The organism is Amycolatopsis solani, assembly GCF_033441515.1.
GTDB lineage: Bacteria > Actinomycetota > Actinomycetes > Mycobacteriales > Pseudonocardiaceae > Amycolatopsis > Amycolatopsis solani.
Window position 1 is genome coordinate 964,753 of sequence record NZ_JAWQJT010000001.1, and the last position, 22,870, is coordinate 987,622.

Below are 22,870 nucleotides of genomic sequence, written 5' to 3' on the forward strand. Positions count from 1 at the left end.
GCGCACTGCCCGCCCCCACCACCTCAGGGTGCGCCGGTCAGCTGTGCGTCACCTGAAACGAACCTGTCGATCCGCCATGAACCGGACTCACAGGTAGAACGACAGGAACAGCGTGACCACCCAGGTCGCGCCGAGGACCTGCAGGATGCGGTCCTTGAGCGCGATCTCCTCGGGCTCGCCCGCGATGCCGCCGTCGACGTCGACCGCGTAGCGCAGGACCGCCACCACGAACGGGACCATCGAGATGAGCGCCCACACCGAGTTGTGCTCGGTCTGGCGGATCTCGAACGCCCAGAGGCAGTACGACATGATCAGGATCGCCGCCGAGGTCGCCCACACGAACCGCAGGTAGCTGGCCGAATACTTCTTCAGCGACGAGCGGATCTTCGCGCCCGTCCGCTCGAACAGCATGATCTCCGCGTAGCGCTTGCCGGCCACCATGAACAGCGAGCCGAACGCCGTGACCAGCAGGAACCACTGGGACAGCGCGATGCCGCCCGCGACACCGCCGGCGATCGAGCGCATCAGGAAGCCCGAGCCGACGATGGCCAGGTCGACCACCGGCTGGTGCTTGAGGCCGAAGCAGTAGCCGAGCTGGACGGCTTCGTAGACCGCCAGCACGACCGCGAGCTGCCAGCTCGCGAAGAACGACACGCCGAGGCCGGCCAGGAAGAACACGACCGCGGCCCCGTACGCGACGGGGACGGGCACGATGCCGGCCGCGATGGGCCGGTTGCGCTTGGTCGGGTGGGCCCGGTCGGCCTCGACGTCGATCGCGTCGTTGATCAGGTAGACCGAGCTCGCCACCAGGGAAAACGCCACGAAGGCGACGATCGCGTCGAGCAGCAGGCCCGTGCGGTCGGTCGACTTCGAGAACGCGAAGAACGGGGCCGCGAAGACCAGGACGTTCTTCACCCACTGCCGCGGCCGCGCCGTCTTGATGACGCCGCCGACCAGGCCGAAGCGGCCGCCTGTCGCGGTCGCCGCCGGTGCCTCCGCGGACTCCACCGTCTCGGGAGCCTCAGGAGTCACGGCCGTTTCTTCGCCGGGGCGCTGCTCGGTCGTTTCGCTCATGGGTTCTTCTTCAGCTTCCGTCGTATCAGACCACCGACGAGCCCCCCGAGAGCTGCACCGGCCAAAACGTCTGTCGGATAGTGAACGCCGAGCACGAGCCTCGAGGCCAGCATCGGCGGTACCAGGGCGGGCACCAGGTTACGCCCGGTCAATCCGGAGTAGAGCACCGCCGCCGCCGTAGTGGACGTCGCGTGCGACGACGGGAAGCTCAGCTTGCTCGGCGTGCCGACCAGTACCTCGACGCTCGGGTGGTCCGGTCGGGGCCGCCTGACCACGCGTTTCACCGCGATGGACGCGGCGTGCGCGCCGACGACACCGGCCGAGGCGACCAGCCAGTCCTTGCGCCGCTTCTTGTCGACCACGGCACCGAGAATCCCCAGGCCGAACCAGCCGATGGCGTGCTCACCGAAGTGGGACATGCCGCGCGCGGCTTTCACCGAAGCTTCACTCTTCAGAAAGCCCTGGGCCTTCGCCAGGACCGCCACCTCTCCGGTGGGCTGCCCCTTCTCAAGCATCGAGGGACCCGTCGAGCGGCGCGCCGTCGGTCAGGTGCGGGGCGATCTTGTTGTCGAACGCCGACAGCGCCGAGCCGATGGCCATGTGCATGTCGAGGTACTTGTAGGTGCCGAGGCGGCCGCCGAACAGCACGTTCTTCTCGCGCGCCTCGACCTTGGCCAGCTCGCGGTAGGCCTCGAGCTTCTCGCGGTTCTCCGGCGTGTTGATCGGGTAGTACGGCTCGTCTTCCTCGGTCGCGAAGCGCGAGAACTCGCGGAAGATGACCGTCTTGTCCTTCGGGTAGTCGCGCTCCGGGTGGAAGTGCCGGAACTCGATGATCCGGGTGTAGGGCACTTCCTGGTCGTTGTAGTTGACGACCGAGGTGCCCTGGAAGTCGCCGGTCTCCGCGACCTCGGACTCGAAGTCGACGGTGCGCCAGGTGAACCGGCCCGCCGAATAGCCGAAGTAGCGGTCCAGCGGCCCGGTGTAGACGGTCGGGGTGCCCGCCGGGATGTGCTCGCGGACGTCGAAGTAGTCGACGTTCAGCCGGATCTCGATGTTCTCGTGCTCGGCCATCTTCTCGAGCCACGCGGTGTACCCGTTGACGGGCAGGCCCTCGTAGGTGTCGTTGAAGTACCGGTTGTCGAAGTTGTAGCGGACCGGCAGGCGCGTGATGATGTTCTCGCCCAGGTTCTTGGGGTCGTTCTCCCACTGCTTCGCGGTGTACCCGCGGATGAACGCCTCGTAGAGGGGACGGCCGACCAGCGAGATGGCCTTTTCCTCGAGGTTCTGCGCGGCGGAGGTCTCGAACTCGGACGCCTGCTTCGCGATCAGCTCGCGCGCCTCGTCCGGCGTGTGCGACTTGCCGAAGAACTGGTTGATCAGGCCCAGGTTCATCGGGAACGAGTAGACCTGGTCCTTGACCCGCGCGAACACGCGGTGCTGGTAGTTCGTGAACTCGGTGAAGCGGTTCACGTACTCCCACACGCGCTTGTTCGAGGTGTGGAACAGGTGCGCGCCGTACTTGTGCACCTCGATCCCGGTCTCGGGGTCGGCCTCGGAGTACGCGTTGCCGCCGAGGTGGCTGCGCCGCTCCAGGATGAGGACCTTCTTGCCCAGCTCCGTCGCGGCCCGTTCGGCGACGGTCAGGCCGAAGAAACCGGACCCGACGACGACGAGGTCGTAACCTGCGAAATCGTCTTCAGTAATCTGTGCGGGGTTCGTGTGCGCGCTCACGGGCGTCGAGGGTACGGGGGTCGCTGACCCGGCTCGCACCCGACTATCACATTTCGGCCTACGACACACCTGGAAAGCAGTGCCTGCACCCGAGGACTTCCTGAGCTACTTCACCGCCGTGGCCACCTACCTGGCCGTGCTGGCGGTGCCCGGCGGCGTCGTCGGGTGGGCCGCCGGCCTGCGCGGCTGGGCCTTGGCCGGGCTGGCGCCGCTGCTCAGCTACGCCATCACCGGCCTGGCCGGTCCGTGGCTCGCCATCGCGCACGTCCCGTACGGCCCGCCGAGCGTCGCCGCGTGCACCCTGCTGCTCGCCGCCGTGCTCTTCGGCCTGCGCCGGCTGTTCGCCGCGCGCGGCTGGTCGACGCCGGGCGCCGAGGAGCCGTCGGTGCCGTGGACGCGCCGCGCGCACCTGGCCGTCGGCGCCTGCGTCGCGATCGCGACCGCCGTCTCGATCGCCGTCGTGGTCTCCGGCCGCGGCGGGACGACCGCGGTGTTCCAGCGCTGGGACACCGTGTTCCACGCGAACGGCATCCGCTACATCGCGGAGACCGGCGACGGCTCGCTGACCGGCATGGGCACGATCAACTGGTACCCCGACGGCTCCTTCTACCCGAACGCGTACCACCTGGTCGGCGCGCTGGTCTACCAGCTGTCCGGGACGTCGATCCCGGTCACGCTCAACGCCGTGACGATGCCGATCGCCGGGCTGTTCGCGCTGGCGTTCGTCGCGCTGGTGCGCCAGCTCGGCGGCCGCGCGGTGTTCGCCGGCAGCGCCGCGCTGGTCGCGGGCGGCGCGACGACCGGGGCGTACGAGTCGGTGTCGAGCGGGCTGCTGCCGTTCGCGCTCGGCATCGTGCTGACGCCGCTGGCGGTGGTCGCGCTGCAGCGGTTCGTCGTGCGCCCGGGCGTCGACACCGGCGCGGTGCTGGCACTGAGCGCGGCCGGCCTGCTCGCCGCGCACTCGAGCGCGTTGTTCGGGGCGATCCTCTTCGCGTTCCCGCTGGTCGTGCAGCGCTGGTACCGCGCGCTGCGCGGCCGCCGCGCCGACGGCGTCCCCGAGGGACGGCGGGCGTGGCGGGTCATCGGCGGCGACGTGCTGCGGATGGTGCCGGTGATGGTCGTGGCCGGGCTGCTGTCCGCGCCGATGATCCTCGGCGCGATCACGTTCACGGCCGGGTCGTACCCGTACCACGCGTGGGGCTCGCACATGCCGGTGTGGAAGGCGCTGGCCATGCTGGCGACGTTCAAGCAGGTGCTGCCGGTCCCGCAGATCTGGCTGACGGTGTTCCTCGCGATCGGCGTGCTGACGCTGGGCGCGCTGCGCCGGATGCGCTGGCTCGTGCTCTCGACGCTCGGGCTGTCCGCGCTGTTCGTGGTCGTCGCCTGCTTCGGCGGCGAAGACTGGGTGATCAGCCTGTCGCGCCCCTGGTGGAACGACCGGTTCCGGCTGATGGCGCTGGCCGCGATCCCGCTGTGCCTGCTCGCCGCGCACGGCATGAGCGAGACCCAGCGGTGGCTGGCGAAGGCCGCCGGAAGCCGCGCGTGGGTGCGGGCGCGGCCGTGGCTGACCGGCCGCGTCGGGCTGGCGTCGGCGGTGCTGCTGGTCGTCGCGATGGGCGTCCTGACCGGCGGGTTCTACCGCGCGGCCAACGCCAAGACGGTGTCGCTGCTCTACTACAACGGCCTGCCCGGCGAGGTGGTCCCGCCGGTGAGCGCGGACGAGATCGAGGCGATGGAGAAGCTGGGCACGCTCGGCATCCCGGCCGACCAGAAGGTGCTCAACGACCGCCTCGACGGCACGGCCTGGATGTACGCGCTGACCGGCGTGCACCCGGTGGCCGGCCACTACGACGCCGGCGTCGCCCCCAAGGACGCGGTGTACCTGGCCCAGCACTTCGCGGACTTCGACAGCGACCCGGAGGTGCGCGCGGCGGTCCGCCGGCTGAACATCCACTACGTGCTGGTGGGCAGCGGCACCATCCGCCGCGACACCCCGATCGCGCGGGGCCTGCAGCACCTGGACGGGCACGACTTCGTGCAGCCGGTGTACCGCAACCCGGGCGCCGTGATCTACCGGATCGTGAAGTAGAACGCCCTCGTGGCCGCGGCGCCCCAAGCCGCGGCCACGAGGGCCCCCGAACCCCCGGGGTGATCTCGGACGTCTGCAGGGAAGGACGCCTGAGGGGCGGCAATCGGTTTCCCGGTGGCCCGGATGTCACCCGTTCGGCCTAGTGCAGCTCGGGCAGGACCTCGCTCGCGACCTGCTCCAGGACCGCCTCGCGGCCCTCGTACGGCGTCGACGACCTCGGCCAGTGCGAGATCACGTCCGTGAAGCCCAGCTCCCGCGCCCGGCCCACCGCGTCGCGGAACGCCTCCACGCTGCTCAGCGAGAACACCGGGGACGAGTCCAAGCTCAGGTGCCGCTGGACGCTCGCGCGGTCGCGGCCGACGGCGTCGAGCCGCTGGTCGAAGACGTCGGTGAGCTCCTTGATCCCCGCCCACCACTCGTCGACGGTCGCGCCGCCCTTGCCCGTCGTCACCCAGCCGGCGCCGAAGCGGGCGGCCAGCGTCATCGTGCGCGGGCCGTTCGCCGCGACGACGAACGGCAGGCGGGGGCGCTGGACCGGGCCGGGCAGGTTGCGGGCCTCGCGGGCGCGGTAGTACTCGCCGTCGAAGTCGAACTTGTCGGTCATCAGCAGCCCGTCGAGCGCCTCGACGAACTCGGTGAAGCGGTCGGCACGCTGTTTCGGCGTCAGCTCGGGGGCGGCGAGGACCGCGCCGTCGTAGTGGAGGTGGTCGACGCCCGCGCCGACGCCGAGGACGAAGCGGCCGTCGGAGACGTCGTCGAGGGTGATCAGTTCGCGCGTGAACGGCACGGGGTGCCGGGCGACCGGCGACGCCACGAACGTGCCGAGGCGGATGCGGGACGTCACCATCGCCGCCGCGGTCAGGGTCGGGACCGCGGAGAACCACGGGCCGTCGACGAGGTTGCGCCAGCCCAAGTGGTCGTAGGTCCACGCGTGGTCGAAGCCGTACTCCTCGGCGGCGCGCCACTTCGGCTCGGCGGCCCACCAACGATCTTCCGGAAGAATGACGATGCCTGCTCGCACAACTCCGAAAACTAGCGGTAACCACCGACAGTCGCACGGACGGGGACGTGGCCACCCGAACGTGTCAGGGACAATGGCGGGGTGGAGAGACCCCTGTTGATCGCGTCCGACGTCGACGGCACCCTGCTCGGCCCCTCCGAAAGCCTCAGCGCGCGCACCATCGCGACCGTTCGCCGGGCGGTCGACGCGGGGGTGCCGTTCGTGCTGGCCAGTGGCCGTCCGCCCCGGTGGATCGCTCCGATCGCGAAGCCGCTCGAGCTGACCGGCTACGCCGTGTGCGCGAACGGCGCGGTGCTCTACGACTGCGGCCGCGAGGAGATCCTCGAGGTGCACGGCCTGCTCGCGCCCACGTTGCTGCACGACATCGCGCACGCCCTCGACAAGGCGCTGCCCGGCTGCCGGCTGGCCAGCGAGCGCGTCAGCACCGGCGCGGTCGACCACGACATGCGCAACTTCGTGATCGAGCCGGACTACCACAACCCGTGGGGCGACGGCGAAGGCCGGACCGGGCCGCGGGCCGAGGTGCTCGGGCAACCGGCGATCAAGCTGCTGGTCAGCCACCGCGGGATGACGTCCGAGGAGATGGCCGAGGCGATCGACGCGCTGTTCGACCGCGAGGTCGACGTCACGTACTCGTCGTCGGGCGGCCTGGTGGAGCTGTCGGCGCACGGCATCACGAAGGCGACCGGCCTGGCCGACCTCGCCGAGCGCCTGGGCGTCGATCCGGAACGGGTGATCGCGTTCGGCGACATGCCCAACGACGTCGAGATGCTGCGCTGGGCCGGCCACGGCGTCGCAATGGAGAACGGGCACCCGCAGGTGCTCGCGGTGGCCGACGAGATCACCGGGCCGGCCGGCGAGGACGGCGTTGCACAGGTCCTGGAGCGCTGGTTCTAGCGGTTGTCCAGCTCGGCCGCTTCGGCCGGGGTCGGGGCCGTGCCGCCCAGGTGGGCGGGGAGCCACCAGCGTTCCTCGTCGGACGCCGGCTGCTCCGGGTACTCGGCCTGGGCGCGGTCGAGCAGCGCGCTCATCCGGGTGCGCAGCTCCTTCGTCACGACGTCCCAGTCGTCGCCCTTGGCCGGGTGCAGCGGCTCGCCGATGAGGATCGAGATCGGCACGTGGCGGCGGGTCAGGTCCTTGGGGCGGCCCTTCGTCCAGAGCCGCTGGGTGCCCCACAGCGCCATCGGGACGACCGGCACGTTGGTCGCCGCGGCCATCCGGACGGCGCCCGACTTGATCTCCTTGACGGTGAACGAGCGGCTGATCGTCGCCTCCGGGAAGACCCCCACGACCTCGCCGGCCTGCAGCTTCGCGAGCGCTTCGCGGTAGGAGGCGAGCCCGGCGGAGCGGTCGACGGAGATGTGGTGCATCCCGCGCATCAGCGGCCCGGCGATCTTGTTGTCGAAGATCTCCTTCTTCGCCATGAACCGCGTCAGCCGCTTGGCCGGGCGCGCGCCGAGGCCGCAGAAGATGAAGTCCAGGTAGCTGACGTGGTTGCACGCGATGACCGCGCCACCGCGGCGCGGGATGTGCTCCGCGCCCTCGACCCGGATGCGGTTGTCGAGAACCCGGAACATCGTCCGGGCCGCGGCGATCACGGGCGGGTAAACGAAGTCAGCCATCCGGCAAGGTTACGCGACCGTAGGTTGTGGCCGGCTGTTCAGCGGCGAAGGACACACGGCCAGCACCACGGCCAGCAGGAGCGCGAACAACGCGACCGACTGGTGCTTGACGCCCTCGATGCCGTCGCCCAGCGCGGCGGTGCCGAACTGCGTCAGCGAGACGGCGAGCAGGAACGCCGGCACGACACCCATCGCGCTCTGCCGGCGGAACCAGGCCCGGACGAGGACGAACAGCCAGATCGGCACCAGAGCGAACAGCCCGAGCGGGGCGAGCAGGCCGGTCAGCCACGACACGACCGGCACCCGGTGCTCCTGCGCGTGCGGCGCGAAGCCGGCCTCCTGGTCGAAGCTGCCGAGGTAGTCCGGCCGCGCGGTGAGCTGGTCGGTCGCGGCCCGGTTCAGGACTTCGAGGGTGCGGCCCGGGTGGGTCGCGAAGTAGGCGAGGACGTTCGGACGGCTCATCAGCTCGCGGTAGCGCGGGTAGAGCGGGTCGATCCGGGCCGGGTGCGGGTGCCACCAGCCGTTGCCCGCGTACTGCGCGAACGACGGCGGCAGGCCCAGCGCGGCGAGGTCGGCCGCGGTGTCGTGCCTGCCGTCGACGATGTTCAGGAAGATCGAGTTGAACATGTTGATTTCGCGCGAGTCGTCCCCGGGGAACTCGCTGTACGTCCCGTCGGGGGCGAGCGCGGGTTCGACGCTCTGCTGCGCCGACAGCGTGACGACCCCGATCGCGCCGATGACCAGCACCGCCGACGCCCACCGCTTGGCCCCGCGCAGCGTGCCCGGCCGGACCAGCAGCACCGCGAGCGCGAGGATCGGCAGGATGATCAGCGTCTGGACCTTGGCGTTGACCACCAGGACGCCGCCGGCGAACGTGACCGCCATGCCCGCGTGGCTCCACCGGCCCTCGCGCGCGGTCAGCAGCAGGCCGCCGACGGCGAGCAGCAGGCCGAGGAAGGCCGCACCCTCGCCGAGGATCGCCGCGAAGTACCCGAAGAACGCCGAGTCGGCGACGACCAGCAGCAGCCCGGCCGCCACCGCGAGCCGCACGCGCCGCGCGTACGGCAGGCCGAGCACGATCGCCGTCACGGCGGCCGCGGCGACGACGCTGCTCAGCAGGCCCAGCACCACCAGGCTCAACGTGCCGTGGAGGCCGATCAGCCCGCCGATCCGGACCGCCAGGTCCGCGAGCCAGCTCTGCGTGAGCAGGTACGTCGGCCGGCACGGCGGCGTCCCCGGCGCGGGCGTGTAGGCGAGGTGGACGAACGGCTCGGGCAGGCCCTTCCAGGTGATCCCGGCGCCGCACAGCACGCGGCCGCCGTCGCCGTTGTTGGACATCGCGATCGGGCGCGGCACCAGGAACCGCACCACGAGCAGGGCGAGCGACGCGCCGAACACCCCGATCCCGAGCCGCGCCTCGGCGGGCAGCCGCCGTTCCGGGGCCTCGAGCTTCACGAAGGACAGGGTACGTAGCGGAAGTCCGGGCCCTTGTCGAGGTCGGCGACCACGGCCTTCGCCTGTTCCGTGCGCGGGTACACCGCGACCCAGTACGGCGTGCCGACGCGGCGGAAGGTCGCGACCTCGTACTGGCCCGCGTAGACCGGGTCGATGGCGCAGTGCTGGCGGTCGGCGTAGCCGCCGTCGCCCGGCACGGCGACGGTCGGGCGGCGGCCGTTGACGACGTAGTCGTAGTCGGTCGAGACGCCGCCTTGGTGGCGTCCTTCGCGGGCGATGTGGTCGTCGGTGCGGCCGAGGACGTCGACGATGAGCAGCTGGCCGCCGTGGACGGCGAGCGCGCCGGGCGCGGCGCCGCTGACCACGGACCCCGGCGGCAGGTACTCGCCGAGCCAGTCGCCGATCTCGGCGAGCTGGGTGCCGTTCGCACGCCAGTCGCGCACGCGGTCGAGCATCTCGGGGCTGAACACCGACACGAGCACCGCGATCCCGGCCAGCCCGCAGGCGGTCACCGGCACCAGCCGCGTCGAGACGGGCCACGACCTCGGCGACGGCGACGGCTTGGCCGCCGCGTCCGCGGTCAGCACGCCGTACGCCGCGACCGAAGCGACGGCGAGCAGCGGCGGCAGCGGGGCCAGCAGCCGCCACGACGGGCCGGGGTCGCCGCCTATCAGCACCGCGGCGGCCGCGAGCCCGATCGCCGTGGCGAACAGCAGCCAGATCAGGGCCCTGGCCTCGCCCGCCGCACCGCGCCGCAGCACGAGCGCGACCGCGGCGACCAGCCCGAGCAGCAGGAAGCCCTGGTGCGCGAGCGCGAACCCGGACAGGTACGGCCAGCCGGTGGCGACCTGCACGCCGGCCCCGGCGCCGAGCTTCGCGGCCAGCGGCGCGGGCAGGTAGTGCTGGTAGAACGTCATCCGCCAGGCCAGCCGCGGGATCAGGAACACCAGCGCGCCCAGCAGGTAGCCGACCGGCGCCCACCAGCTGTGCTGCTTCTTCACGGCGGCGCCGGCCAGCCACAGACCGCCCAGCACGCCCACGACGAGCCCTTCCGGGCTGGTCATCACGGCGAAGGCGACGAGCACCCCGGCGACCACCGGGCGCCGGGCCGCGAGCGAGTAGCCGACGGCGAGGACGAGCAGGACGAACAGCGGCACCTCGGAACCCGACGGCCCGTAGACGGCCAGGCCGCCCGCGCTCGCCGTGAGCACCGCCGCGGCGACGCCGATCGCGGCACGCGGCTCGGTGCCCTCGGGGGTGGCCGCGGCGACGATCCGGTTGACCAGGAAGTAGGCCAGCAGCACGCAGCCGAGCACGGAGACGACCCCGAACACGACGGCGGTGGTGTCGACGTCGGCGCCGAACGCGGCGCGCGGCAGGGCGATCAGCACCAGCCAGAAGAAGTTCGTGTAGCCCTCGACGCGCTCACCGGGGTTGAAGACGGGCCCGTTGCCGTCGGCGATGTTCTGCGCGTACCGGAACGACACCAGCGCGTCCTCGGTGACGGTCGCGAACAGCAGCTGGTGGAGCAGCGAGAGGCCGAGGGTGAGCGTGAGGACCGTGCCGCGCCAGCCGCGTTCGGCGTCGAGGCGGGTCCAGGACACGACGACGATCGCGGCGAGGACGAGCCACGCCACCACGACCGCGTAGACCACCCCGGCCCCCTCACGTCGTCCCCCGCGCCCGCGTTTTCTTCGAGTTGTCCCTCGCACCCGAAAAAACCGAAGTTCGCTTACCGCGCGTTAGTCAATCAGGAAAATGTCTCCCTCAATATAACCCGATCGAGTGGCGATCGCGACGCCCCAAGTGACGTCGCGGAATTGCCCGATCCGTGGCCTCACCCCGCGCCAACGGACCGATCTTCCGCGGCTTAGTCTCACGCGTGCTTTCCGTCAGCGCCGCCATTGTCGTCCTAGCCGTTCCCGGTCTGCTGACCGGTCTCGCCGCGGGTTTGCGCGGCTGGGCGCTCGCCGGCCTGGCGCCGTTGCTGAGCTACGCGATCGGCGGGCTGGCCGGGCCGTGGACCGCCGCGCTGGGGTTACCGTTCAACGCGTGGACGTACGCCGCGGCGGCGGTCGTGTTCGCGGCGATCGCGTTCGGGGCCCGGAAACTGGCGGTGCGCCGCCGCCCGCCGGAGCCGGAGCCCGGGGTGTGGGCACGCCGCGGGCACCTCGCGGTGGTGGCGTGCCTGCTCGTCGCGGCCGCCACCGGCCTGACCGCGGCCCTGCTCGGGATGGGACGGCTGGGCGCGCTGCCGCAGGGGTTCGACGCGGTCTACCACGGCAACGCGGTCCGCTACATCGCCGACACCGGCGACGGCGGCCTGTTCGGCACCAGCCAGATGAACTGGTACGGCGACGCGGCGCCGGTGTTCTACCCGAACGGCTACCACCTGCTGGCCTCGGTGACGTACCGGCTGAGCGGGGCGTCGATCCCGGAGACACTGGACGCGAACACCGTGCTCCTGCCGGGCTTGCTCGCGTTGTCGCTGGTCACGCTGGTGCGCGAGTTCCGCGGCCGCGCGGTGCTGGCCGGCGCGGTGGCGCTGACGGCGGTGGCGCCGGTGATGGGCGTGTACGAGTCGATGGATCGCGGCCCGCTGCTGCCGTTCGCGCTGGGGGTGGCCCTGACGCCGCTCGCCGCGGTCGCGCTGCACCGCTACCTGGAGCGGCCCGCGCCGGACACCGGCCTGGTGCTGGTGCTGGCCGCGGTGGGCCTGCTGTGCGTCCACTCGTCGACGTTGTTCGGCGGCATCCTGTTCGCCGGGCCGCTGCTGGTGCAGCGCTGGCTGACGGGCGAGCCGTCGCGGTGGCGGCGGCTCGGCCGCGACCTGCTCGCGCTGCTGCCGATCGCGGTCGCGTCGCTGGTGGTGGCGTGGCTGCAACTGTCCGGCGCGCTGGGCCTGGCGACGGGCGCGGTGCCGTACTACGGCTGGCCGAGCGAGTACCGCGCCTCGACGGCGCTGGGAGCGTTGCTGGGGTTCCAGCACTTCGAGCCGCACCCGCAGGTGTGGCTGTCGGTGGCGTTGTTCCTGGGCATCGTGTTCTTCGCGCGGGCCGGCGCGCTGCGCTGGATCGGTCTGACGGCGGCGGTGACCGGCCTGGCGTACATCGCGGTGGCGTCGTCGAACGCCCCGCTCGTGATGGCGCTGTCGCGGCCGTGGTGGGACGACCCGTACCGCTTCTTCTCGATGGCGGCGATCCCGCTGTCCGTCCTGGCCGCGCACGGCCTGGCGTCGACGCAGGCCTGGCTGCGCGACCGGCTCCCGGCCCGGATCCCCGCGGCCGCCGTCGCGGCGGTGGTGCTGCTGGGGTTCGTGCTGCTGTCGAACGGCCTGTACGTCCGCTCCAACGGCGACCGCGTGTACACCGGCTACCAGGCGGCGGACCCGGCGAAGCTGCGCACGACCCCCGGCGAGATCGCCGCTATGGGGGAGCTCGGCCGGCTCGCGCGCCCGGGCGAGTGGGCGATGAACGACCGTTTCGACGGAACGGCGTGGACTTATGCATTGTCGGGTATTCGCACGGTCGCCGGGCATTTCGACGAAACTTTGCCACCGAAGGACGCGCAGTTGCTGGCGGACCGCTTTCACGATTACCCGACCGACCCCGACGTGCGCGCCGCGGTCCGGCGGTTGAACATCCATTGGGTGATTCTGGGCAAACCGTCGACCGAACCCGGAAAGCCTTATCAGCCGGGGTTGCTCGGATTGGCGGGCGCGCCGTTCTTGCAGGAGGCTTTCCGCAACGCGGACGCGGTCATCTACCGGCTGGTGGCTTGATCACCGGCTCGTCGGGACGTGCGCCGTCGAACCAGCCCGTCCCACGGTGACCGGCGAACGCCGCAGTAGTTGCGAACCCGCCGAGGCTACGACCGGCCACGCCGCCCCCGACTTAGCCGGAACTCTGGCGCCCGGCGCGGTGAACAGGTCGTTCATGACATCTCGGGCTCAGGATCACGGCGAACTACCGGGCCGACCTGGCACCATTCGCGGTGGCCGGGGCCTGCCGGATTCGTGTCGCCGGATGTGGGGTTGCGAGTCCGTGTGCACCCAATGTGGGCTTCGGTGCGTCAGACGCACCGAAGGCCACATTGGGGCGCATCCGCCGCCCGTCCGCTGCTGCCCGTCCGCTGCGCCGTCGGCCGCCGAACCGGCCGCGCCGTCCTCGACTTTGCCGGTGCCCTGGCGTCCGGCGAGGTGAAAGGGTCATTCACGACACGTGGGCCAGCTCCAGCGAGGCGAACCGCTCGAACGCCGCCGATCCCGTATCTCGGACTCGCGGAGCACCAGGCGCTCGGACCGGATCGGGACGGCCAGGCCGAGTTGTCCACATGTGCGTAAGCCCTGTGGACAACCTGGGGGCAACTTGGATCAGGCGGCGGTCGTGACCGGGCGGGTCGAGCGGGCCGCCACCGCGGCGATGCCCGCCGTCAGGAGGTCGGCCACCGTGAACATCACGCGGGAGGCCACCGCGAACGCCGTCGCCTGGCCGACCGTCAGGCCGCTCGCCGTCAGGACCGCGACCTGGGCCACCTCGCGGACGCCCACGCCGCTGGGCAGGATGAACGCGAACGTGCCCACCGTCATCGCCACGGCCATCGCGCCCACGCAGAGCACGAAGCCGCTGAAGCCCGGGGTGCCCACCGAGTTGGCCAGCAGCCAGAGGTGGATGCCCTGCAGGCACCACGCCGCCGTCGAGGCGCCGAAGACCTTGCCGACCACCCGCCAGCCCAGGGGGTGGGCGAGCGGCGGGCGGCGGAGGATGCGCAGCACCAGCGAGGTGCCCCAGGTCAGGATCTTCGGGTGCAGCATCGCCAGGCCGACCGGGATGAGCACGAACAGCCACAGCGCGCGCGGGCTGTTGCTGAACACCGCCGGCGCCGCCAGGAGCGACACCACCAGCGCCGACACCACGCCCACGCCGAGCTGGATCAGGGAGCCGGTGAAGATGCGGGCCCTGGCCAGGCCCGCCTTGCGGCCCAGCTCCATCTGCAGCAGGTAGGCCCAGACCGAGCCCGGCACGTACTTGCCGAGCGAGCCGACCAGGCAGATCTGGGCGCCGCGGGCGTAGCCGATGGGCTTGCCGAGGTCGTCGACCATCGCCTGCCAGCCCCAGGTCGAGACCATGATCGCCGCGACCAGGGCGAGCAGGCTCAGCAGCGACGACTGCCAGGCGACGTCACGCAGGGTGTGCCAGAACTCGCCCCAGTTCGAAGCGAGCTGCTTGGCCGCGAAGCCGATGACCAGCAGGATCGCGACCCATCTGACGACGTCGAGGACCTTCGCCTTGGCGGACTTCGGCGGCTTGCCGGCCGCCGGCAAGTCCTCAACTGTCGTCATCGACCGTCTCCTCAGGCCTGGACCGTGACCAGGCGGCTGAATTCGTGGAGCAGATCGTAACCGTCCCAGACGGCCGAGAACGTCAGGGCGCTGCCGAACGGCACGATCCGGTCGACTCCGCGACCGGCCAGCTCGTGGGCGAACGCCGTCAGCTCCTCGGCGGTGAAGCCGAACTGGCTGACCGTCTGGTCCTTGCGCAGGACGATCGGCACCAGATCGGACAAAGAGGACACGCGCGCGTTCGCGAACGTGCCCGCGCCGAGCCACTCGCGGGGCAGGATCGCCGGGTCGGTCAGCTCCAGGGTGGCCAGTCCGTTGCCGTCGAACGCGATTTCCTTGACCAGGCCGTCGACCGCCGCGCCGTACGCCGAGACGCGCTTCTGGACCGCCATCGCCGGCTCGGTGACGTGCTGTTTCGCCGCCAGCACCGACGCCAGCAGCGTCCGGAACTCACTGCCGGCCGCGGCCGCGCCGGGCTCGTCGCCGACCCAGAACACCGCGCGCGGTGACGAGCAGGCGGCCTGGTCGAACCAGTAGGAGTCGTTGTAGAAGCCCTCGGCAGCCGCCCGGCGTTCTTCCGCGGACGCCCGCTGCCAGCCCGCCACCGAAGCGACGGCGAAGGACGAGCGGTCCGGGAACGTCAGGTCACGCGCGTGCGGCGCCAGCGGGTACTTCCGCAGCGCCGCGACCGAGCCGTCGCCGCCCCAGATGACGCGCAGGTCGGCGGCCAGCGACAGGGCGCCGCTCACCTCGTCGCTGCGGTCGTAGGTCACCATGCGCTGGGTCGCCGTGACCGCCTCCGCGACCGAAGCGTCCACTTCGGACAGTGCGGCGTTCAGCGCCTCCAGCACCGCCTCGGCAGCGCCGGCCGAGCGCGACGACACCCGCACGACGTTGTGGTTGCCCGCCAGCGCCGAGAGCGCCCACGAGTAGACGAAGATCGTGTCGACGTTCGCCGGCGGCACGTGGAACACCAGGCCGCGCGGGAACCGCAGCGCGCTGCCCGAGGTGTCCAGTGTGGACAGCGCCTTGGCGATTTCGCCCTTGCGCAGGAAGAAGCCGAGCGACGCCAGCTCCGGGAACCGGCGCGCGGTGGCCGGGGCCAGCAGCTTGCGGGCGAACTTCGTGACGAACTCGACGATGCGCGGATCGCCGACGCGCAGCCGCCCGCCCGGGGGCGCGGCGCGCAGCTCGTCGACCAGGTCGCCGACCGAAACGGCGTCCGACAGGGGGAAACGCTGGGTCAGAGTGGTCACGCCGCCGCTCCCGAGAAGGTGTCCGAGCAGCCGCGGGCCTCAGCCTTGGGCAGCCGGCCCAGCACGGAGAAGTGCTTGCCCGGCCAGTCGCCGTCGTCGATGCCGTTGCAGACGCCGAGGTCTTCGGTCAGCAGCACGTGCCCCGGGTAGGACCGCGGCAGCGTCGAGACGACCTCGATCACGCCCGGTTCCCCGACCGGCTGCTCTTCCCACGTCTCCGGGTTGCGGATCACGACGTCGGCGAAGTCCGGGCAGTAGAGCGAGTTGCCGGACGGGCCTTCGAGGAACACGGTGCCGATCTGCTCGATCATCCCGTAGTAGTTGTGGATCCGGGTGAGCCCGGTGTCCTCCTTGAAGCGACGGCGGAACTCGCTGTTGTCGACCGCGCGGTCGATCAGCTTCTTCCAGCCACCGGAGTGGATGAGGATGCCGTTCGACAGGTCGAGGCCGTGATCACGCGCGACTTCGTAGAGGAACTGCCACACCATGAACGTGAAGCCGAAGATCAGGAAGGGCTTGTCGCCGTACTCGGCCAGGAACTTCTTGACCGCCTCGACGTCCGGCTGGTCGTTCTCGTCGAGCACGTACGTGTGCTTGCGGCCGAAGTTCGCCATGCCCAGCACACCAGCCCCCCGCGCGGAGAACGACCGGCGGTTCTTGATGATGCCGATGGTGTCGACCATCAGCATCGGCAGCCGCTCGCCGCCGAGCACCTCCTGCAGGGTCGCGCCGAGCTGCTTGGTCTGCGCGCCCGCCGCCTCCTTGTCGAGGTAGATCCGCGAGGCGCCGGCCCCGGTGGTGCCCGACGACGTCAGCGTCTTGAAGACCTCGCTGTCCGGCACCGACTTCAGGTCGTGCGTCTTGAACATCCGCACCGGCAGCCAGGGCAGGTCCGCGATCGTGGCGAAGTCGGCGTCCGGCGCGATTCCCAGCGAGGCCAGGATCCGTTCGTAGCCTTCGGAGTTCGCCCGGTGGTGCGCGGTGAGCGAAGCAAGCTCGGGCAGCAGCAAGGCTTCCCGGTCGGCCTGCGACCGCGTGAACACGCTCATACCCGCCCCTCCAACGTCCGGTAGTCGATCTTGCCGCTGGCCAGCAGCGGCACGGTTTCGATCGGGCGCACGTCGAACCCGCTGGCGTGCAGGTGCAGCCGCTCGGCCAGCGCCCGCGACGCGTCCTTGCAGATGTCCTTGTCGACGCCCTCGGCGAACAGCACGACCTTGTCACCGGCGGCCACGGCCGCCACCACGTCGATCCCCACCGCCGCCGTGCGCGCGGCGTGCTCGAGGTCGTCGAGGCTGACACGGTTGCCGAACACCTTGCCGATGCGCTTGAGCCGCCCGGTGATGAACAGGTACCCCTCTTCGTCGAGGTACCCGAGGTCACCGGTGGCCAGCACGCCGCCGTATTCGTCACCCTTGGCCAGGCCGGACTCGTCGTCCGCGTAACCCAGCATCACATTGGGCCCACGGTAGACGACCTCACCGACAATTTTCGGGTGCGTGGTCTCCGACCCGTCGTCGCGACGGACCGAGAACTTCCCGCCCGGCAGCGCCGGCCCGGCGGAACCGAGCTTTTCGGCCAGTCTTTCGGCGGGCACCGTCGTCATCCGCGGCGCGGCCTCGGTCTGGCCGTACATGACGTACATCCGGCCGCCGACCGCGAGCATCTTGTCGTTGAACTCGGCGATCAGGTCGTCGCGCAGCTTCCCGCCGGCCTGCGTCAGCGTGCGCAGCGTCGGGTACTTCGCGGGGTCGAACTTGAGCCGCCGCAGCATTTCGTAGTGGTACGGGACTCCCGAGAGGGACGTCACGCCGTACGTGTTCACCGCGTCCCAGAACCCGCGGCCGAGCACGCCGGAGGGCTCGATGACGACGGTCGCGTCCCGCACCAGGTGCGAGTTCAGCACCGACAGGCCGTAGCTGTAGTGCAGCGGCAGGCAGGTGGGCGCCACCTCGTCGGAGTCGATGTGCAGCACCTGCGCGATGGCGTCGGCGTTGGCCAGGATCGCCTGCCGCGAGAGCCGCACGAGCTTCGGGTTGCCGGTCGACCCGCTGGTCGGCAGGAGGACGGCGAGGTCGGGGTGCGGACGGACTCCCTCGGCGGCGTCGCGGACCCAGTCGGCGCCGCGCACCGAGTAGCCGTCCGGCGCGTCGCCCGAAGCCGACAGCACGGCCGCCGGGCGGAAGCGCGAGACCAGCCCGGCCAGCACGTCGGCGTCCAGCGCCGGGTCGATCAGCGCGATCGCTCGCCCGGACTCGAACGCGCCGAGGTAGGTCAGCACGCTGTCCAGGTCGACCGACATCCGCGCGAACACGACGCCGGCCGGCAGCCCGGCCAGCGCTTCCATCGAGCGGCCGACTTCGGCCGACAGTTCCGCGCCCGCCAGCGTGCGGCCCCCGGCCACATCGACCAGCCGGGCTCCCGCACCCAACAGCGTCACAGCACCAAGCCTCCGTCGACGCCCAGCACCTGACCGGTGATGAACGAAGCCTCATCACTCACCAGGAACCGGATCGCGTTCGCCACTTCTTCCGCGCGGCCGAGGCGCCCGAGCGGCGTCCGGCTCGAGTTTTCGGCCTTCGCGTCTTCGCTCAGGCCGGCGGTCAGGTCGGTCTCGATCACGCCCGGCGCGACCGCGTTGACGCGGATGCCGGACCGGCCGAGTTCCTTCGCCGCCGACTTCGCGATGTTCGCCACCGCCGCCTTCGAGGCCGCGTACACCGTCTGACCGGCACTTCCGTGCTCGCCGACGATCGAGGCGAGCACCACGATCGAGCCGGTCTTCTTCCGCATCATCGCCCGGGCCGCGGCCTGGACGGTGTGCAGCGTGCCGGCGACGTTCGTGCTCAGCGTCGTGTCGACGAGCTCTTCCTTGATCATGCCGAGGAGCGCGTCCGCCATGATCCCGGCGTTCGCCACGACGACGTCGAGCTTGCCGTGCTCCTTCGCGACGCCCCGGACCACCGACGACACCGCTTTCGCGTCGGTGACGTCGAGGGCGAGCCCGGAAGCCGCGCCCACCGAAGCCGCCGCCTCCTTGGCGCGAGCCTCGTCGCGGCCGGTCAGGACCACCGTCGCGCCGGCCTCGGCGAGGGCGCGGGCGGTGGCCAGGCCGATCCCCCGCGTCCCGCCGGTGACGAGCGCGACGCGACCGGAAAGATCAGTCATTCTTCGACTGGAGCTCGGTGACCATGTCCACGGCGACCTTGAAGCTCGACATGTCGATGACCTGGTCGGTGTCGAACTCGACGTCGAACTCGTCTTCGATGGCCGCGACCAGCGCCATGTGGCCGACCGAGTCCCACGCCTCGAGGTCGCGGTACTTCAGGTTCTCGACGTCCACGTCGCCGTCGAGATCGAGGGCCTCGACGAAGACCTCGCGCAGCTTGGGGGCGACATCCGCCATGGTGATTGCTCCTAGTGCTCTTCGCGCGGGCGGGCGTCCCACGCCTTTACCAAGGTAGAGAGGTCTTCGGGCAGCGTGACGTCCGGGAGACCTTCCTTGCCCTTCAGCCACGGCCCGAGCGCCTCGACGGTCGCCTCGTCGACGCCGCGGCGGGACAGGCCCACCACGTTGACGCCGGTCACGCGGGCCGGGTTGCCGACGGCGATGGTGAACGCGCCGATCTCGCGGCGGACCGCGGAGCCCATGCCGATCATCGCGCCCGGGCCGATCACGACCTTCTGGTGCAGGATCGCGCCCATGCCGAGGTTGGCGCCGTCCCAGATGTGGCAGTGGCCACCCGTGACGGCGTTGGACGCGATCGTCACGGCGTCGCCGACCAGGCAGTCGTGCGCGATGTGGGAGTTGCGGAGGTAGTAGCCGTCGCTGCCGACGGTCGTCGTCCGCCAGGTCCCTTGGTGGACACTCACGTACTCGCGGAGGCGGTTGCGGCTGCCGATCACGACGCCGTGGCCGTCGTGATCCGGATCACCGGCCGGGGCTTCGTCCCAGGCCGCGGGGTGCGGGCGGCCGCGGTCCTCGCCGGGTGTGCCGATCGTCACGTGCGGGCCGATCCAGTTGCCGTCACCGACGCGGGTGGGCCCGACGATCACCGCGAACGGCCCGATGACGTTGTCCTCGCCGAGTTCGACGCCTTCGCCGATGACGGCGGTCGGGTGGATGCGGTTGGCCACGGGTGGTCGTCCGTTCGTCGGCGGCTGGGTACTGGGCGTGCTACCGCGCCCGGTAACGTGTGGCCCGCGTTGTTGCAGGGCGGCCGGGCGCAGAACCGGCGGCTCACTGTACCGGACGCGCCGAAATCGCCTGCCGAGAGAGACTGCCCATGATCCCCATCACTGTGGTCGACGTCCGCGACGCGGAGGACCTCGTCGTCGAGGTGCTGCGCTCCGGCGCCATCGCACAGGGACCGATGGTCAAGCGCTTCGAAGACGCCTTCGCGGCCGTCTCCGGGACGAAGCACGCGATCGCGGTCAACAACGGGACCACCGCGCTGGTCGCCGCCCTCCAGGTCCTCGACCTGAAGCCGGGTGACGAGGTCATCACCTCGCCGTTCACCTTCGTCGCGACGCTGAACGCGATCCTGGAGGCGGGCGCGACCGTCCGGTTCGCCGACATCCGGCGCGACGACTTCGCGATCGACCCCGACGCCGTCGCGGCCGCCGTGACGGACCGCACCAAGGTGCTGATGCCGGTGCACCTCTACGGCCAGACCGCGGACATGGGCAAGCTCGCCCCGCTGGCCGCCGAGCGCGGCCTCCAGGTGATCGAGGACTCGGCGCAGGCCGTCGGGGCGTCGTTCGAGGGCAAGCAGGCCGGTTCGTTCGGCATCGGCTGCTTCTCGCTGTACGCGACGAAGAACATCACCACCGCCGAGGGCGGCGTCATCACGACCGACGACGACGCGCTGGCCGACAAGCTGCGCGTGCTGCGCAACCAGGGCATGCGCGCCCGCTACCAGTACGAGGTCGCCGGGCACAACTACCGGATGACCGACCTGCACGCGGCCGTGGGCATCCCGCAGCTGGCGAAGCTCGACCAGCTGACCGCGGCCCGCCAGGCGAACGCGAAGCGGCTCTCGGAAGGTCTCGCGGGCACGCCGGGCCTCGACGTCCCGAAGGTGCTGCCGGGCCGCGAGCACGTGTGGCACCAGTACACCGTGCTGGTCGGCCCGCACGCGTTCCTCTCGCGCGACGAGCTGGCCGCGGCGCTGACCGAGCGCGGCATCGGCAACGGCATCTACTACCCCAAGATCGTCTTCGACTACGAGTGCTACGCGGACCACGACCTGATCCCGGGCGCCCGCGTCGAAGACTTCCCGGTGGCTCGCGCTGTTTCGGAGCAGGCGCTGTCGCTGCCGGTGCACCCGCACCTGACCGAGTCCGACCTGGACACCATCATCGAAACCGTTCGCGAGGTACTGGGCGCATGACGCATCGGATCGCTCTTGTCGGTACCGGGAACATGGGTTCCCTCCACGCTCGCGTGCTCGCCGGGAACGAGCGCGTCGACCTGGTCCGCGTGATCGATCCGCGCGAGGAAGCGGGCAAGGCCGTCGCCGACCGCTACGAAACCCGGTGGACACCGGAGATCGGCTCGCTGTCCGATGTGGACGCCGTCGTGCTGGCGTCGGCCACCGAGGCGCACCACGACCTGGCGCAGGAGATCCTCGGCCAGGGCAAGCCGATGCTGGTGGAAAAGCCGGTCTGCAACAGCTTCGAGAAGTCCCAGGAGATCGTCGGCCTGTCGGCGAAGAAGGACGTCCCGCTGATGTGCGGGCTCCTGGAGCGCTACAACCCGGCGGTGATGACCGCGCGGGCGCTGGTGAACGAGCCGGTGCACCTGATGGCCCGCCGCCACGGCCCGTACGCGCCGCGCATCAAGACCGGCGTCGCATGGGACCTCCTGGTCCACGACGTCGACCTGGCGATCCAGTTCTTCGGCGGCGCGACCCCGGCGCGCGTGACGTCCGGCGCGGGGTACTTCCACCCGTCGTCGGTCGAGGGCGCCGAGGACACCATCGAGACGGTGCTGTCGTTCCCGACCGGCCTGGCCACGGTGTCGGCTTCGCGGCTGGGGCAGAAGAAGGTCCGCTCGCTGGTGGTCTCGGAACTGGACCGCCTGATCGAGATCGACCTGCTGCGCCGCGACGTCACGATCTACCGCCACGTCTCGCACGACTCCGTCACCCCGGACGGCCTCGGCTACCGGCAGCAGACGGTGATCGAGATCCCGGAGCTGGTCACCGCCCGCGAGCCGCTGGCGACCCAGCTGGACCGGTTCTGCGACCTGCTGGAGGGCAAGGTCGACGCCGACACCGAGCGCGACCTGATCCTGCCTTCGCACCACGTGGTGGAGCAGGTCCTCACGCAGGCCGCGGCCTGATCCTCGCGTGCCAGTCCGCCAGCCGGCGCCGGGTTTCTCCGGGGTAGTCCCCGAACCCGGCCCCGGCGGCGGGTTGGAGCGAGCCGGCGTCGGTGACGATCCGGACGCTTCGGCCGGCCCCGCTGGGGACGAGCACGAAGTCGTCGATCGCCGCGGCGGCGACCGTGAAGTCGTGGAAGTAGCCGTGGTTGACCAGGCCGTCGGGCGTGAGGTTGACCCGGGCGCGCGCGATGCGCACCGCCAGCCAGGCAACGCCGCCGAGCACCAGTGCGCACGGGACCGCGACCCAGGTCAGGCCCGCTTCGATGGCGCGCACCAGGCCGTAGACCGCGCCGGCCCCGACGGCCGCGTCTAGCCCGGTGTGGATCGCACGCACGGACTGCTGCGGCCGCAGTGTTCCCAGCACCGGCGAGCCGCTCAGGTCGACGGCCACGACCGGCGCCGGGGCGGGCCGGTGCAGCGGGTGTCCGGGCGGGAACCAGCTCCGGATCGTGCGCAGGCCCACCGTCGCGGAGCGGTAGCTGGACGCCACGGTGGTGGTCCGGACCTCGCCGTCCGCCCGGCGGAACACCACGCGGACCTGCCCCCACGGGAACCCGCGGCCGTAGGACCGGAACTCCGACGCGGTCACGTCCACGACGTCCCGCCACGGCACGCGTTGGATGCGGAAGAAGCCGCGTACGCGCAGGCCGTCCGGGAGCCGGCGGCACGACCGGCCGAGGAACCGCCAGCAGAGCCAGCCGAGCACCACCGCGGGCACGCCGAAGACCGCCGCGGCGATCGCCGCCTCGCTGTCCGCTTCGGCCACCGCGTAGATCCCCGTGCCGACCGCGAAGAGCAGCGGCCACCCGGTGGGCGCGATCAGCAGGAGGAACCCCGCGTAGGCGAGGTAGGCCCCGCTGCTGCGCACCCGGTCCGTCATCGGCACAGCATGC

20 protein-coding genes are annotated in these 22,870 nt (G+C 71.1%); 5 read left to right on the forward strand and 15 right to left on the reverse strand.

The features are described 5' to 3' along the window. Positions 1–87: 87 nt before the first annotated feature. The 3 genes from SD460_RS04945 to glf are packed head-to-tail and all read right to left on the reverse strand — an operon-like array spanning position 88 to position 2,805. A complete protein-coding gene (locus SD460_RS04945; RefSeq protein WP_290058170.1) occupies positions 88–1,074 on the reverse strand; it encodes a decaprenyl-phosphate phosphoribosyltransferase in 987 nt (328 codons plus the stop codon). Then, the gene (locus SD460_RS04950) at positions 1,071–1,589 is read right to left on the reverse strand and encodes a phosphatase PAP2 family protein (RefSeq protein ID WP_290058171.1); all 519 of its coding nucleotides are present in this window, start codon (positions 1,587–1,589) and stop codon (positions 1,071–1,073) included. Before SD460_RS04950 ends, SD460_RS04945 begins: the two co-directional genes overlap by 4 nt. Next, positions 1,582–2,805, reverse strand: coding sequence for a UDP-galactopyranose mutase (gene glf, locus SD460_RS04955; RefSeq protein ID WP_290058172.1), 1,224 nt, complete (start codon positions 2,803–2,805; stop codon positions 1,582–1,584). The genes SD460_RS04950 and glf overlap by 8 nt, the downstream gene beginning before the upstream one ends. A gap of 79 nt (positions 2,806–2,884) precedes the next feature. Between glf and SD460_RS04960 the strand changes: the two genes are divergently transcribed. Beyond that, positions 2,885–4,894: a DUF6541 family protein gene (locus SD460_RS04960; protein WP_290058173.1), complete on the forward strand. Its 2,010-nt coding sequence runs from the start codon at positions 2,885–2,887 to the stop codon at positions 4,892–4,894. Positions 4,895–5,033: 139 nt separating this feature from the next. On the opposite strand, the gene SD460_RS04965 is transcribed toward SD460_RS04960, so the two are convergent. Continuing rightward, the gene (locus tag SD460_RS04965; RefSeq protein WP_290058174.1) at positions 5,034–5,915 is read right to left on the reverse strand and encodes an LLM class flavin-dependent oxidoreductase; all 882 of its coding nucleotides are present in this window, start codon (positions 5,913–5,915) and stop codon (positions 5,034–5,036) included. A 96-nt stretch (positions 5,916–6,011) separates the two neighbouring features. On the opposite strand from SD460_RS04965, the gene SD460_RS04970 reads away from it, so the two are divergent. Beyond that, a complete protein-coding gene (locus SD460_RS04970) occupies positions 6,012–6,812 on the forward strand; it encodes an HAD family hydrolase (protein ID WP_290058189.1) in 801 nt (266 codons plus the stop codon). Here SD460_RS04970 and SD460_RS04975 read toward each other — a convergent pair. Genes SD460_RS04975 through SD460_RS04985 form a run of 3 tightly spaced genes read right to left on the reverse strand, consistent with a single transcriptional unit; the run spans position 6,809 to position 10,647 of the window. Further along, the gene (locus tag SD460_RS04975; protein WP_290058175.1) at positions 6,809–7,537 is read right to left on the reverse strand and encodes a lysophospholipid acyltransferase family protein; all 729 of its coding nucleotides are present in this window, start codon (positions 7,535–7,537) and stop codon (positions 6,809–6,811) included. The two genes, SD460_RS04970 and SD460_RS04975, sit on opposite strands and share 4 nt — an antisense overlap. Before the next feature lie 9 nt (positions 7,538–7,546). After that, positions 7,547–8,992 (reverse strand): glycan biosynthesis hexose transferase WsfD, encoded by a 1,446-nt coding sequence (gene wsfD / locus SD460_RS04980; protein WP_290058176.1) that lies wholly within the window; start codon positions 8,990–8,992, stop codon positions 7,547–7,549. Beyond that, entirely contained in the window at positions 8,989–10,647 is a 1,659-nt protein-coding gene (locus tag SD460_RS04985) for a DUF8728 domain-containing protein (RefSeq protein ID WP_290058177.1), read from the reverse strand. Before SD460_RS04985 ends, wsfD begins: the two co-directional genes overlap by 4 nt. 227 nt (positions 10,648–10,874) lie before the next feature. On the opposite strand from SD460_RS04985, the gene SD460_RS04990 reads away from it, so the two are divergent. Next, positions 10,875–12,773, forward strand: a complete 1,899-nt coding sequence (locus tag SD460_RS04990; protein WP_318305951.1) for a DUF6541 family protein — start codon at positions 10,875–10,877, stop codon at positions 12,771–12,773. A 591-nt stretch (positions 12,774–13,364) separates the two neighbouring features. Here SD460_RS04990 and SD460_RS04995 read toward each other — a convergent pair. The 7 genes from SD460_RS04995 to SD460_RS05025 are packed head-to-tail and all read right to left on the reverse strand — an operon-like array spanning position 13,365 to position 19,726. Beyond that, positions 13,365–14,333 carry a lysylphosphatidylglycerol synthase transmembrane domain-containing protein gene (locus SD460_RS04995; RefSeq protein WP_290058179.1) on the reverse strand — a complete coding sequence of 323 codons (969 nt, stop codon included), beginning with the start codon at positions 14,331–14,333 and terminating at the stop codon, positions 13,365–13,367. A gap of 11 nt (positions 14,334–14,344) precedes the next feature. Next, entirely contained in the window at positions 14,345–15,589 is a 1,245-nt protein-coding gene (locus SD460_RS05000; RefSeq protein WP_290058180.1) for an acyl-CoA reductase, read from the reverse strand. Next, positions 15,586–16,638 (reverse strand): LuxE/PaaK family acyltransferase, encoded by a 1,053-nt coding sequence (locus tag SD460_RS05005; RefSeq protein ID WP_318305952.1) that lies wholly within the window; start codon positions 16,636–16,638, stop codon positions 15,586–15,588. Before SD460_RS05005 ends, SD460_RS05000 begins: the two co-directional genes overlap by 4 nt. Beyond that, on the reverse strand, positions 16,635–18,029 hold the full coding sequence (locus tag SD460_RS05010; protein ID WP_290058182.1) for an AMP-binding protein: 1,395 nt from the start codon (positions 18,027–18,029) through the stop codon (positions 16,635–16,637). The genes SD460_RS05005 and SD460_RS05010 overlap by 4 nt, the downstream gene beginning before the upstream one ends. Next, entirely contained in the window at positions 18,026–18,757 is a 732-nt protein-coding gene (locus tag SD460_RS05015) for an SDR family NAD(P)-dependent oxidoreductase (RefSeq protein WP_290058183.1), read from the reverse strand. The genes SD460_RS05010 and SD460_RS05015 overlap by 4 nt, the downstream gene beginning before the upstream one ends. Then, entirely contained in the window at positions 18,750–18,995 is a 246-nt protein-coding gene (locus SD460_RS05020; RefSeq protein ID WP_125305968.1) for an acyl carrier protein, read from the reverse strand. The genes SD460_RS05015 and SD460_RS05020 overlap by 8 nt, the downstream gene beginning before the upstream one ends. Before the next feature lie 11 nt (positions 18,996–19,006). Next, positions 19,007–19,726 carry an acyl-ACP--UDP-N-acetylglucosamine O-acyltransferase family protein gene (locus tag SD460_RS05025; RefSeq protein WP_290058184.1) on the reverse strand — a complete coding sequence of 240 codons (720 nt, stop codon included), beginning with the start codon at positions 19,724–19,726 and terminating at the stop codon, positions 19,007–19,009. 149 nt (positions 19,727–19,875) lie between these two features. Here SD460_RS05025 and SD460_RS05030 point away from each other — a divergent pair, with 149 nt between their 5' ends. Further along, on the forward strand, positions 19,876–20,982 hold the full coding sequence (locus SD460_RS05030; protein WP_290058185.1) for a DegT/DnrJ/EryC1/StrS family aminotransferase: 1,107 nt from the start codon (positions 19,876–19,878) through the stop codon (positions 20,980–20,982). Continuing rightward, the gene (locus SD460_RS05035; RefSeq protein WP_290058186.1) at positions 20,979–21,935 is read left to right on the forward strand and encodes a Gfo/Idh/MocA family protein; all 957 of its coding nucleotides are present in this window, start codon (positions 20,979–20,981) and stop codon (positions 21,933–21,935) included. Before SD460_RS05030 ends, SD460_RS05035 begins: the two co-directional genes overlap by 4 nt. Here SD460_RS05035 and SD460_RS05040 read toward each other — a convergent pair. Then, positions 21,916–22,857: a PH domain-containing protein gene (locus SD460_RS05040; RefSeq protein WP_318305953.1), complete on the reverse strand. Its 942-nt coding sequence runs from the start codon at positions 22,855–22,857 to the stop codon at positions 21,916–21,918. The two genes, SD460_RS05035 and SD460_RS05040, sit on opposite strands and share 20 nt — an antisense overlap. Positions 22,858–22,870: the final 13 nt, after the last annotated feature.

Coding starts and splice junctions, on each gene's coding strand:
- SD460_RS04950 (WP_290058171.1), bottom strand. CDS start 1,589: ATGCTTGAGAAGGGGCAGCCCACCGGAGAGGTGGCGGTCCTGGCGAAG.
- SD460_RS05035 (WP_290058186.1), top strand. CDS start 20,979: ATGACGCATCGGATCGCTCTTGTCGGTACCGGGAACATGGGTTCCCTC.
- SD460_RS04975 (WP_290058175.1), bottom strand. CDS start 7,537: ATGGCTGACTTCGTTTACCCGCCCGTGATCGCCGCGGCCCGGACGATG.
- SD460_RS05020 (WP_125305968.1), bottom strand. CDS start 18,995: ATGGCGGATGTCGCCCCCAAGCTGCGCGAGGTCTTCGTCGAGGCCCTC.
- SD460_RS05015 (WP_290058183.1), bottom strand. CDS start 18,757: ATGACTGATCTTTCCGGTCGCGTCGCGCTCGTCACCGGCGGGACGCGG.
- SD460_RS05005 (WP_318305952.1), bottom strand. CDS start 16,638: ATGAGCGTGTTCACGCGGTCGCAGGCCGACCGGGAAGCCTTGCTGCTG.
- SD460_RS04945 (WP_290058170.1), bottom strand. CDS start 1,074: ATGAGCGAAACGACCGAGCAGCGCCCCGGCGAAGAAACGGCCGTGACT.
- SD460_RS05040 (WP_318305953.1), bottom strand. CDS start 22,857: ATGACGGACCGGGTGCGCAGCAGCGGGGCCTACCTCGCCTACGCGGGG.
- SD460_RS05030 (WP_290058185.1), top strand. CDS start 19,876: ATGATCCCCATCACTGTGGTCGACGTCCGCGACGCGGAGGACCTCGTC.
- SD460_RS04995 (WP_290058179.1), bottom strand. CDS start 14,333: ATGACGACAGTTGAGGACTTGCCGGCGGCCGGCAAGCCGCCGAAGTCC.